The sequence below is a fragment of the Erythrobacter litoralis genome (assembly GCF_001719165.1).
GTDB classification, from domain to species: Bacteria; Pseudomonadota; Alphaproteobacteria; order Sphingomonadales; family Sphingomonadaceae; genus Erythrobacter; species Erythrobacter litoralis.
In genome coordinates, this window is sequence record NZ_CP017057.1 from 2,722,501 (window position 1) to 2,734,280 (window position 11,780).

Genomic DNA, 11,780 nt, shown 5'->3' on the forward strand with positions numbered 1-11,780 from the left:
CCGCGATATCGCGCAGGTCTTCGGCCTCCTGCTGCTGCTCAATGCCTCGCTTGCTGGCGCGCTGCTTGTGCTCGCACCCTTCGCCGCGGCCTATTTTCGCGAACCGCAAGTCGCTGAGATCCTGCGCGTCCAGGTCGCGCTGTTTCTCGTCGTGCCTTTCATCGCGCTCCCCGAAGCGATGCTCTCGCGCCGCCTCAAGTTCCGCCCGCAGGCCTTTGCGGGCATGGCCGGCGCGGTCACGGGTGCGAGCGTCGCGCTGGTCCTTGCATGGCGCGGCTGGGGTGTATGGGCACTTGTCTATGCGCCGATCCTCGCCTTTGCCGCGCGCGCATTGGCATTGAGCGTCGCGGCGCCCGTCTACACGATCCCGACGGTCGACTTTCGCGGGGCGCGGGCGATCATCACTTTCGGCGGAGCGCTGACATTGTGCCAGTTCTTCTGGATCATCCAGAGCCAGAGCGACGTCTTCATCGCGGGACGCATCTTCGACACCTACGAACTCGGCCTTTATTCCGAAGCGCTGTTCGTGGCGCTGATCCTGTCGGGGCGCTTCCTGCCGCCGATCAACGAGGTCGCCTTCCCGGCCTATGCCGAACTGCACCATGCCGGAAAGCGGCTTGGCCCGTATTTCCTCCGGGTGCTGCGCACCGTCGCACTGGTCGTCTTCCCGCTCTATGTCGGTCTTGCCCTCACCGCGCACGAGGCAGTGGCGACGGTGTTCGGCGAAAAATGGCTCGGCATGGCGCCGCTGCTGCGGAATCTCGCGATCGTCATGCCCTTGCTTTCGCTGCACATCGTGTGCAGCCCGGCGACCAATGCGATGGGGCGGCCGCGCATCTATCTCACCACCTCGATCCTGGGGGCCGTGCTTTTCGCGGGATCGTTTCTCGTCGGGGTTAACTGGGGGCCGGAAGGGCTGACCTACGCATGGTGGGTCGTGGCCCCGGCGCTGCTGGCGGCGACGCTGACGCTGACCCTGCCGGTGGTCGGCCTCGCCCCGCTCGACCTCGCCCGCGCGATGCTGCCTCCGGTCGCGGCGAGCGCCGCGATGGGGCTGGCGGTCGCGGGCACGGGCGCCATCCTGCCCGAAATCGCGCCGTGGTGGCGCCTCGCCGTGCTGGTTCCGGTCGGCGCGGCGGCTTACCTCGCGGCGCTGATCCTGGTCTGGCCACAAGTCGTGCGCGACAGCTGGACGATGCTCAGGTCCGCGCGGGAGGATGCCCTGCCCGAGCCGCCATGCTCTCCCGCATCCTCGCCAGCGCGGCCCGATCGAACGCAAACCATAGCGGGCTGATCCGGGGCCGGAAGCACGGAAGGTATTCGCCATAGAGCGAGGCGAGCTCGCGCGGCAGGTCGACAGGTCCGGGTCCGCGCATGATGTCGCTGACGATCCGGTTCTGGAAATGCCGCACCGAATAATTGACCATGCGTGCAGCCTGCTGGCGCAGCCCCTTCGCATCGATCGCGTTCGGTTCGCACCAGAAGCCCGCCGCCTCCACGGGCACGATCCGGGCATTGCTCCACTCGCGTTCCGAAGCGAGGTCGGTGCAGGCAAGCGCACGGATAAGACCGTCTTCGCCGATGATGTCGTCAGGCAGGCGAATGCCGGAGGCCCGCATCCGCCGGACGAAGTCGCCCGCAAGCGCATAGCAATCGCCGAACAGGCCGCTCTCGGCCGCGATCGAGCGGCGATAGGCCTTCGCCCGCCGCCCGTTCATCGGCAGGCCGGAGGCGGCATTGGCTCCCGGGTCCTCGGCTAGCGCTGCGGCAAGCGCCTCGACCGTGCCGGGGACGAGCTGCGCATCGCCGTCGACGAAGACGAAAGCATCGGCCGCCCGCGTTTCCTCCAGCACGAAGCGGTTCCAGCTCCGCGCCTTTCCGCCCTGCCCATATTCGACGAGTTCGACACCTGCGTGCGCGCGCACGATATGCGCAGTCCGGTCGCTCGACCCGTTGACGACGGCCGTCACCGTCACCCCTTGCGCGCCGACCGGAAGGCTTGCCAGACACGCGGCGATCCGCGCCTCCTCGTTATGGGCGAGTACCGTGACCTGAATCCGGCGAAAGGCGTGCGCATCGGGCATCACGCCCATGCGTCTAGCAGGCGCGCGCGGCTTGCCAATCGCCCCGGCCGAGCGCGAGCGGAACTGTGCCGGATTTGGGCGAATGGACGGGCCATGGTAACATTTGGCCATCGGCGCGGCGGCGATGTCCGCAGGCACCGGGGATGGGACAGGATGACAGACATTTACAAGGCAGCGCTCGGTCTTGCCGCCGCGCTCGGGTTCGCTTCTTCCGCGGCTTTCGCCGAACCTTCGCTCGATCCGCCCCCGCCGCCGTTCGAACAGGGACCGATCGCCCCCGACCTCGCCGGTGCGGGAACTGAGATCCTCCCACTCGAGGAGGAGCGCTTCGCCCGTTTCACCGTGCCTGTCCTGATCGAGGGGGCGGGACCGTTCGATTTCATGATCGACACCGGCAGCGAAGCGACTGCGCTCACCCACGAGATCAATCTCGGCCTCGCCCTGCCCCCGTTCGGCCGCGCGATCCTCGTCGGCATGGCGAGCCGCCGCGTGGTGGAGCTCGTCGAAGTCGGCGCGCTCACCGTCGGCAGCCACACCGTGACCGGCCTCGTCTCCCCCCTGTTGACGCGCGCCCATGTCGGGGCGGACGGGATCATCGGGCTCGACACGCTGCAGGATTTCCGCGTCCTCATCGATTTCCGCGACGAGACGATCGCGCTCGAGAACACGCGCGAGAAGGAAGGTTCGCGCGGGGGCTTCGAAATCGTCGTGCGCGCGCGGCCCCGGCTCGGCCAGCTGCTGCTCACCGATGCGCTGGTCGAGGGCGTGCGCGCGACCGTCATCATCGATACCGGCGCGCAGATGAGCCTCGCCAACACCGCCCTGCGCGACCGGCTGCGCGCCAAACGGTCGCAGGAAGTCACCGCGACCGACGTCAACGGCGTCGACATCATCGGCGAACTGGCGGTGGTGGGCGACCTCACGATCGAGGGCCTGTCGATCAAGGGCGTCCCGCTGACCTTCGCCGATCCGCCCGCCTTCGAGGCGCTCGGTCTCAAGGACGAGCCGGTGATCTCGCTCGGCATGCAGCATCTCAAGATCTTCGACAGGGTCGCGATCGATTTCGCGAGCCAGCGCGTCCTGTTCGACCTGCCGCGCGATGTCGCGCGGGCGATGCGGCGCGCGCGTCGGGGGACCTCGTACGGCTTCAATCGCTAGCAGGCGGACCGGCTCCCCGCGCCGCCGGGGTTGCCGAAAGCAGGGCATGCGCCCACATTCGCTCGCGCATGCCGCCTGACAGCCCTTCCTCTTCCGACCCGCGCGAGATCGACGGCTGGCACCTGCTAAGGCGCTTTCTCCCCTATCTCTGGCCCAAGGACCGCCCCGACCTGCGCTGGAGGATCGTCGGGGCGATGGTCTTCGTCCTCGCGGCGAAGGCCGTGACGCTCGCTCTGCCGCTGGCCTTCTCGAACGCGGTCGATGCGCTGAGCGAGGCCCGGGGCACTTCGGGGATGGAGGGCGCGGGCTTCGTCGCGCTCGCGCTCGTTTTGGCCTATGGGTTCGGGCGCTTTTCCTCGGTCCTGTTCGACAATCTGCGCAAGATGGTGTTCGAACGGGTCGGCCAGACCGCGACCCAGACGCTCGCAGAGGACGTTTTCCACCGGCTCCACCGGCTTTCGCTGCGGTTTCACCTAGGCCGGCGCACGGGCGAGGTCACCAAGATCATCGAGCGCGGGACCAAGAGCATCAACATGATGCTCTATTTCATGCTCTTCAACATCGCCCCCACCCTTGTCGAGCTGGTCGCAGTGGCGGTGATTTTCTGGACGCTGTTCGGCTGGGAACTGGTGCTGGCGACCGCAGTCACGGTGGTCGCCTATGTTGCCGTCACCCGGGCGATCACCGAATGGCGCACCAAACTGCGGCGCGAGATGAACGATCTCGACGGGGAGGCGCTGCACCGCGCGGTGGATTCGCTCCTGAATTACGAGACCGTGAAGTATTTCGGTGCCGAGTCGCGCGAGGAGGCCCGTTACGCCCGCTCGGCGCGGGCCTATGCCAAGGCGGCGGAGAAGACCGAGAATTCGCTCGGCATGCTCAATATCGTGCAGGCGTTCATCACCAATGCGCTGATGGCGGGCGCGCTCGCCTTCGTGGTGTGGCGCTGGAGCGAGGGCGCTCTCAGCGTGGGCGATCTCACCGCGGTCAACATGTACCTGATGCAGCTCTTCCGTCCGCTCGACCTGCTCGGCTGGGTCTATCGCACGATCCGCCAGGGGCTCGTCGACATGGGCGAGATGTTCCGGCTCATGGATACCGATGTCGAGGTTGAGGATATTCCAGGCGCGCCCGCGCTGATCGTGCGCGAGCCATCGGTCCGGTTCGAGAACGTGACCTTCGGCTACGACCCCGGGCGCACGATCCTCAAGGACCTTTCCTTCGAGGTTCGCGCAGGGACGACGACCGCGATCGTCGGCCCTTCGGGCGCGGGCAAGAGCACGATCGGGCGGCTGCTGTTCCGTTTCTATGATCCGCTGCAAGGGCGCATTCTGATCGATGGACAGGATATCGCGAAGGCACGGCAGGCGAGCGTGCGCGCGGCGATCGGGATCGTCCCGCAGGACAGCGTGCTGTTCAACGACACGCTCGGCTACAACATAGCCTACGGCGCCGAAGGCGCGGACGAGGCGGCGGTCGAGGAGGCTGCGCGCGGAGCCGCGCTGACGGGGCTGGTCGAACGCCTGCCCGACGGCTTCGAGACGCTGGTGGGCGAGCGCGGGCTCAAGCTGTCGGGAGGAGAAAAGCAGCGCGTCGCCATCGCCCGCACGCTGGTGAAGAACCCGCCGATCCTGCTGCTGGACGAAGCGACGAGCGCATTGGACACCCGCACCGAGCAAGAAATCCTCGACACGCTGCACCGGATCGAGCGCGGGCGCACCACCATCGCCATCGCGCACCGGCTTTCCACCATCGCCGATGCCGACCGTATTCTCGTCCTCGACCAGGGCGAACTGGCCGAGGAAGGCGACCATGCGAGCCTTCTCGCGCGCGGCGGGCTCTATGCCGAAATGTGGACCCAGCAGGCGAGCGAACGCAGCGAGCGAGCCGAAGCGGCGGAATAAGCCGTCCGCCTAGTCCCCCACCTCGGCTTTCTCCGCTTCCCCGGCTTCCGCCGCGCGCCGCAGGCTCGGCGAAGAGAGATCGAGTTCGCTCGCCGGGATCACCTCGACCGCGCCGCGCAGCTCGCGCACGTCCTCGAGAAACTGCGCTGCATCGCCGACGATCACGATGGTCGCCCTGTCGGGATCGACATAGGTCTTCGCGGCCAGACTGGCCGCGCCCGGATCGACGCCTGCCAGCCTTTCGGCATAGGCGTTCGCTTCCTCGGGCGGCAGGCCCTGCTGGAGCAGGGTCGCGACGATCGCGTTGAAGCCACCGCTGGTCTCGAGCGCGCGGGCGTAGCTGCCTGACAGATAGAGCCTGCGCTTCTGCAACAGGTCCTCGTCGAGCGGTTCGCTGCCGAGCCGCTCGAATTCGTCGAGGAATATCTGCGCGACGTCGGCGGCGCTCTCGTTCTTGGTCTGCGCGCTCGCAGTCAGAATCGAATCGTCTGCCCGGTCGGCAAAACCCGAATAGGCGCCATAGGAAAGCGAACGCTTGGTGCGCACCTCCTCGAACAATCGCCCGCTCGACCCGCCGCCGAGCACGCTGTTGGCAAGTTCGAGCGGGAAGTAATCCGGATCGATCCGCGCCGGCGCGCGCACCGCGGCGAGCACGGCCGCCTGGCCGGCTCCCGGCAGGTCGATGACGACCGTGCGCACACCAGGCTCCGAACCGGCCGCTTCCTCGGGCACGGCCCCCGGATCGGTGGATTGCGACCAGTCGCCAAACATCTCCTCGGCCAGCGCCACCGCCCGCTCGGGCGCGATCCCGCCGCTGACGACGATCTTCATCCGGTCCGGTTGGAAATAGGCCTCGCGGTAGCCGATGAGAGCCGCGCGATCGATCCGGGCAAGGCTTTGCTCGGTCCCGTCGGGCTGCGTGCCGTAGGGCGCATCGCCATACATCGCGGTGCGCAGTACGTAGCCTGCAAGGCTGCCGGGCTCCTTCATCGCGACCCTCAGCCCCTCTATCGCGCGGTCGCGTTCGCGCGCGACCTTCTCTGCGGGATAGCTTGCGCCCTTGACGATCTGCGCCGCGAGCGCGCCCGCCGCGTCGAGATTGGCGACCGGCGCGGTGAGCGAGAAGCTGGTTCCGTCCGAACCCGCCCCGCCGCCGAAGGCCGCGCCGAGGCTTTCGAAACGCGCGGCGATTTCCTCGGCGGTGTAACTGGCCGTTCCCTTGTCGGCGAGGCTAGCGGCGAGCTGGGCGAGGCCGGCAAGGTCGCGCGGATCGGTCTTGCTGCCGCCGGGAAACAGCATCGAAATCGTCGCGATCGGGACTTCGCCTGTCTGCACCGCGACCACGGGGATGCCGTTCGACAGCTCTGCCTCGACGATTTCGGGCTTTGCCACTTCGGGCGCGGTGCCGGGTCCGGGAGGCGCCATGCGCTCGTCCTCAGGCCTGACCTGCCGGATTTCGCCGGTAGCCGGCGGCAGGGTGCGGAAAGTCGGCATCGGCACGGGATTGGCATAGGAAGACGGGTCCGCCTCGCCCGAGGTATAGGTCACGGTGACGCGGCTCTGCGGGTCGAGATATTCGCGCGCCACGCGCAGCACGTCGGCTTCGGTCACGGCGCCGATGGCGGCCAGCCGCTTGTCGGCGAAACCCGGATCGCCCGAGGAAACGAGCGCCTCGCCCAGCTCGAATGCCCGCCCGCGCGCGGTTTCGCGGCGGCGCAGGGTCGATGCGATGATCTCGTTCTTGGCTTCGGCGAGTTCGGCCGCGGTCACCGGCTCGCTGCGCAGCTTTTCGAGTTCGGCATCGAGCGTCACGCCCGCCTGCTCGATCCGGTCGGGCCGCGCGATGGCATAGGCGCCGAGCGCGCCCGCCTCGCGGAAGGACTGGACGGTGGCGACCACCTGCACCGCCTCGCCCGTGTTCACCAGCGCCTTGTCGAGCCGGCTGTTGTCGCCCGATACGAGGATCGCCTCGAGCACTTCGAGAGCGGCGGCGTCGGGATGGGTGACGGGCACGCCCTTCCAGACCCCGCCATAGACCGGCAGCGGCACGTTGGGCGCGGTCGCGGCGACGGTGCGCGGGGAGGTGCGTTCCGGCTCGCGCGCTTCGATCGCGAGCAGCACCGGGTTGGCGCGCGGCGGGATGTCGGCAAAATATTCATCGACGAGCGCCTTGAGGCCGGCGAGTTCGAAATTGCCGGCGACGATCAGCGTCGCGGTGTCCGGCCCGTAATAGGCCTCGTAGAAGGCGCGCGCATCGTCGAGCGTCGCGCTGTCGAGATCCTCGATCGAGCCGATGCCGGGGCGTCGATGCGGCATGACGTCATAGGCGTTCTCCGGAAGAACGAAGCGCTGCAGGCGGCCATAGGGCGGGGCAAGGACACGCTGGCGCAGTTCCTCCTTCACCACGCCGCGCTCGGTCTCGAACACCTCCTCGTCGACCACGACCTTCGCCATGCGCTCGCGGTGGGTCCACAGCATCGTCTCGAGATAGGCGGCGGGAACCTGCTCGTAGTAATTGGTCCGGTCGATCCAGTTCGACGCATTGCGCGTGCCCCCGATATCCGCGGTCAGCGAATAGATCATGTTGTAGGGCATGTTCTCGGTCTTGCGGCTCAGGATGTGCTCGAACAGGTGGGCAAATCCGCTGCGGCCCTCGGGGTCGAGCTTGGAGCCGATATCGTACCACAGCGAGGTGGTGACGGTGCTGGTCGTCTCGTCTGGGATGGCGATGACGCGAAGACCGTTTTCGAGCGTCCACATCTCGTATTCGATCGCGGGCGCGGTGAGCGCGGGCGGCATCCGCGCGGCGGGCTCTTGCTGCGCCAATGCGGGTGCGGCGAGCGCGGCAAGCGCGGCACCTGCGAGCATGGTGGTCCTGATCATGGCTGGGTCCCCGGTTCGTTTGGATTGTGAGGGAGTAAAGCCTGCCTCGCCCCGTTGCTCAACCGTCGGCCTGCGCGCGCCCTATGAACCGTCCACGATCATCGACGCGCGTCATGCGAAAGGGCATCGAGAATGCCAAGCGCCTCCACCCGGCGCTCCCAGGGGACGAAGAGGTGGTCGTGGTGAAACCCCGCAACGACATTGCAGGCGATGCCCTTCGCCGCGAGCGCGCCTGAGACGGCGGCGGTGAGCCCGACCGCCTCGAGGGCGGAATGTACGGCCAAAGTGATCCGGGCGAAGCGCGGGTCCGCATCGGGCGCGGGGACGATCGCGCTCCTTCCCTCCGCCTCGTGCACGAGAGCGAAGGCGTCGACCGGAGGCGGGCGGTCGCCCTCGATGACGACGAAGGCAAAGGCGCGATCGTCGAGGTCAGGTCGCATGCCCGCCAGCATCTCGCCGAGATCGCTGACGGGCCGGCCGCGCGTCACAGGATGTATTTCGACAGGTCGGAATTGCCCGCGAGTTCGGACAGGCGCTCCTTCACATAGGCGGCATCGACGGTGATCGTCTCGCCGACATGCTCCTCGGCCTCGAAGCTGATTTCCTCGAGCAGCTTTTCCATCACGGTCTGGAGCCGCCGCGCGCCGATGTTCTCGATGCTCTCGTTCACCTGCGCGGCGATCCGGGCGACTTCGCGCACGGCATCGTCGGTGAAATCGAGCTCGACCTCCTCGGTCCCGATCAGGGCGCGATATTGCTCGACCAGGTTGGCGCGGGTCTCCGACAGGATGCGCACGAAATCCTCTTCCGTCAGTGCCCGCAGGTTCACGCGGATCGGCAGACGGCCCTGCAGTTCGGGGAGCATGTCCGAAGGCTTGGCGACATGGAACGCCCCGCTCGCGATGAACAGGACGTGGTCGGTCTTCATCGGGCCATGCTTGGTCGACACGGTCGTGCCCTCGATCAAGGGCAGCAGGTCGCGCTGCACGCCCTCGCGGCTGACCGATCCGCCGCGCACGTCGGATACGGCGATCTTGTCGATTTCGTCGAGGAACACGATCCCATTGGTCTGCGCGTTTTCCAGCGCGACGCGCGCGACATCGTCATCGTCTAGGCGCTTGTCCGCTTCCTCGTCGACCAGTTTGTCCCATGCATCGGGAACGCGCAGCTTGCGCTTTCTCGACGGACGCTTGCCGAACGCCTTGCCCATCATGTCGGACAGGTCGATCATCTGCATCGAGCCGCCCATGTTCCCCATGTCGAAGGGCATTCCCGGGCTTTCGGAAACCTCGATCTCGACCTCAACCTCGTTCATCGCGTTCTGGACGATGCGTTCGCGAAAGCTCTGGCGGGTGGCCTCGGACGCGTTTTCGCCCACCAGCGCGTTGAGCAGGCGCTCCATCGCAGCATCGCTGGCCGCCTCGCGCACGCTTTCGCGGCGGCGCTCCTTTTCGAGCCGGATCGCTTCCTCGACGAGATCGCGCGCGATCTGTTCGACATCGCGCCCGACATAGCCGACTTCGGTGAACTTGGTCGCCTCGACCTTGACGAAGGGAGCTTCGGCGAGCTTCGCCAGTCGCCGGCTGATCTCGGTCTTGCCGCAGCCGGTGGGGCCGATCATCAGGATGTTCTTGGGCGTGACCTCGTCGCGCAGGTCCGGACCGAGCCGCTGGCGCCGCCATCGATTGCGCAGCGCGACGGCAACCGCGCGCTTGGCTTCCTTCTGGCCGATGATGTGTTCATCGAGAGCGGCGACGATCGCCTTGGGGGTGAGATTGTCCATGGGTCTATCGGTGTCCGGTCAGACCGTCTCTACGGTCAGGTTTCCGTTGGTGAAGACGCAGATATCGGCCGCGACCGCCATCGCCTTGGTCGCGATCGCCTCGGGATCGTCCTCGTAATCGGACAGCGCCCGCGCTGCGGCGAGAGCGTAATTGCCGCCCGAACCGATCGCCGCGATGCCGCCTTCGGGTTCCAGCACGTCGCCATTGCCCGTCAGCACCAGCAGCGCATCCTTGTCGGCTACGATCATCAGGGCTTCGAGATTGCGCAGATACTTGTCGGTGCGCCAGTCCTTGGCGAGTTCGACCGAGGCGCGCATCAACTGGCCGGAATATTGCTCGAGCTTCTTCTCGAGCCGCTCGAACAGGGTAAAAGCATCGGCGGTGGCGCCGGCGAACCCGGCGATCACCGCGTCATCCTGCCCGATCCGGCGGACCTTGCGGGCATTGGGCTTCATTACGGTGTTGCCCATGGAGACCTGGCCATCGCCCGCAATGACGGTCCTTTCGCCGCGCTTCACGCCGATGATGGTGGTGCCGTGCCACTGGACCATGCCGTGGCTGTCGCTCGAATTGCTCATGCCGCGCGATATGGGCGCTCGGTCAAAGCGGTCAAGCCTGCGCCCCGGCCTAGCCTATGGCCCGCCGCCCGGACCCGCACCCGGACCGCCGACACCGCCGACGCGCCCGATATTGCCGAACAGGTCCTCTAGGAAGCCGCGCTCGCGGCCCAGGGTGGGCGTCTTGTCGCCATCGGGCCGCAGATAGACGACCTCGTCGATGCCGGAGCGATCGACCTCGGCGACATTGCCCGCATCGTCGAAGCGCACGGCAAGCACGTTGTGCTGGCGAATGCGCGGGCGCACGAAGGGTTTGCGCCCCGTGGTGCTGGAAACGTAATACCAGGTCGGCTCGCCATAGGCGCTGGTGAAGGTCGGCCGGCCGAGCGTCCCTTCGACCGAGCGCCGGTTGTCGATGCCGGGCTGGATCAACTGGGTGAGGATCGGATCGCGGATGTAGCCGCGCGATTCGCGGATCGAGGAACAGCCCGACAGCACGAGGCCCACGCCCAGCGCGACCAGCATCGCCCGCGCCGCCCGGCCAATGCCGGTTCCGGCGCCGGGTTCGGGCCCGGTGGTGCCATTGCCAGTATCCGCCTCCGCGAAGCTGCGTTCGATATCCAAGGTGACCGATTCCCGTCTGTTCTCAATCGGCGCGCGATGCGCGCCCGTCCGTCATTCGTGCAAGGCGCTTTAAGCCGCCTCGGCGCGGCTGGCAACGCCGCAGGGCGCCCGGCCGACGCTTGGCCGCGGAACCGCGATGCACCTGCGCGGTTGAATCCGGACTGAACGCCTGCCACTTCCGGCAGAAAGGCGCTCCCGCCCGAAAGCCAGACCCGAAAGCCCTTCGATGCCGACCAAGGACAAATCCCGCCCGCTCGCCTTCCTTGCCAAGGTATTTGGCACAGCGCCGGACCCGCGCGAGCGCATCCGCCCGCTGTGGCACCGGGTGATCGAACTCGCCCGCGAGAAAAGCTTCTACACCGATTGCAGGGTCGCCGACACGGTCGGTGGGCGGTTCGATCTCATCACCGCTGTCCTCAGCACCGTGATCGTGCGGATCGAGGCTTCCGAAATGCGCGCCGAAAGCGCCCTGCTCGCGGAATTGTTCGTCGAGGACATGGACGGTCAGTTGCGCGAATTCGGCGTCAACGACGTGGTCGTGGGCAAGAAGGTCGGCAAGCTGATGAGCCTGCTCGGCGGGCGGCTTGGCGCCTATCGCGGCGCGCTCAACGAAAAGGACCGCGACAAGCTCGTCGCTGCCGTAAGCCGCAATGTGCAGTTCGCCGAGGGGGCCGACGATCAGGCATCGGCGGAATGCGTCGCGGACAAGCTGCTCGCCCTTTCGGATCGCCTGTCGCGCTTCAGCGACGAGGACATGATCAAGGCGAGCGGAATCTGGTAAGGCCC

At 67.1% G+C, this 11,780-nt stretch carries 10 protein-coding genes (1 of these 10 running past the window's edge); 4 read left to right on the forward strand and 6 right to left on the reverse strand.

Features of this window, described 5'->3' with window-relative positions; all coding sequences use genetic code 11:
- Positions 1–1,294, forward strand: the 3' portion of a protein-coding gene (locus tag Ga0102493_RS12985; protein ID WP_069297548.1) for a lipopolysaccharide biosynthesis protein. 305 nt of this gene lie to the left of the window's left edge; only the last 1,294 of its 1,599 coding nucleotides appear in the window; the start codon falls outside the window, past its left edge; its stop codon occupies positions 1,292–1,294.
- Here the strand turns inward: Ga0102493_RS12985 and Ga0102493_RS12990 are convergent.
- Entirely contained in the window at positions 1,200–2,084 is an 885-nt protein-coding gene (locus Ga0102493_RS12990; RefSeq protein WP_034903651.1) for a glycosyltransferase family 2 protein, read from the reverse strand. The genes Ga0102493_RS12985 and Ga0102493_RS12990 overlap by 95 nt on opposite strands.
- 153 nt (positions 2,085–2,237) lie before the next feature.
- Between Ga0102493_RS12990 and Ga0102493_RS12995 the strand changes: the two genes are divergently transcribed.
- On the forward strand, positions 2,238–3,242 hold the full coding sequence (locus Ga0102493_RS12995; protein ID WP_034903081.1) for a retroviral-like aspartic protease family protein: 1,005 nt from the start codon (positions 2,238–2,240) through the stop codon (positions 3,240–3,242).
- A 68-nt stretch (positions 3,243–3,310) separates the two neighbouring features.
- Positions 3,311–5,146 (forward strand): ABCB family ABC transporter ATP-binding protein/permease, encoded by a 1,836-nt coding sequence (locus Ga0102493_RS13000; RefSeq protein WP_034903079.1) that lies wholly within the window; start codon positions 3,311–3,313, stop codon positions 5,144–5,146.
- 9 nt (positions 5,147–5,155) lie between these two features.
- On the opposite strand, the gene Ga0102493_RS13005 is transcribed toward Ga0102493_RS13000, so the two are convergent.
- From Ga0102493_RS13005 to Ga0102493_RS13025, 5 genes are all read right to left on the reverse strand, one after another.
- Positions 5,156–8,029, reverse strand: a complete 2,874-nt coding sequence (locus Ga0102493_RS13005) for a M16 family metallopeptidase (RefSeq protein ID WP_034903078.1) — start codon at positions 8,027–8,029, stop codon at positions 5,156–5,158.
- A 98-nt stretch (positions 8,030–8,127) separates the two neighbouring features.
- On the reverse strand, positions 8,128–8,517 hold the full coding sequence (locus Ga0102493_RS13010; RefSeq protein ID WP_236922230.1) for an ACT domain-containing protein: 390 nt from the start codon (positions 8,515–8,517) through the stop codon (positions 8,128–8,130).
- A complete protein-coding gene (gene hslU / locus Ga0102493_RS13015) occupies positions 8,514–9,812 on the reverse strand; it encodes an ATP-dependent protease ATPase subunit HslU (RefSeq protein ID WP_034903077.1) in 1,299 nt (432 codons plus the stop codon). Before hslU ends, Ga0102493_RS13010 begins: the two co-directional genes overlap by 4 nt.
- 18 nt (positions 9,813–9,830) lie before the next feature.
- On the reverse strand, positions 9,831–10,391 hold the full coding sequence (hslV, locus tag Ga0102493_RS13020) for an ATP-dependent protease subunit HslV (RefSeq protein WP_034903075.1): 561 nt from the start codon (positions 10,389–10,391) through the stop codon (positions 9,831–9,833).
- Positions 10,392–10,445: 54 nt separating this feature from the next.
- The gene (locus tag Ga0102493_RS13025) at positions 10,446–10,895 is read right to left on the reverse strand and encodes an outer membrane protein assembly factor BamE (protein WP_034903649.1); all 450 of its coding nucleotides are present in this window, start codon (positions 10,893–10,895) and stop codon (positions 10,446–10,448) included.
- Between the two features lie 325 nt (positions 10,896–11,220).
- On the opposite strand from Ga0102493_RS13025, the gene Ga0102493_RS13030 reads away from it, so the two are divergent.
- On the forward strand, positions 11,221–11,775 hold the full coding sequence (locus Ga0102493_RS13030) for a ubiquinol-cytochrome C chaperone family protein (protein WP_034903073.1): 555 nt from the start codon (positions 11,221–11,223) through the stop codon (positions 11,773–11,775).
- The last annotated feature ends 5 nt before the right edge of the window (positions 11,776–11,780 follow it).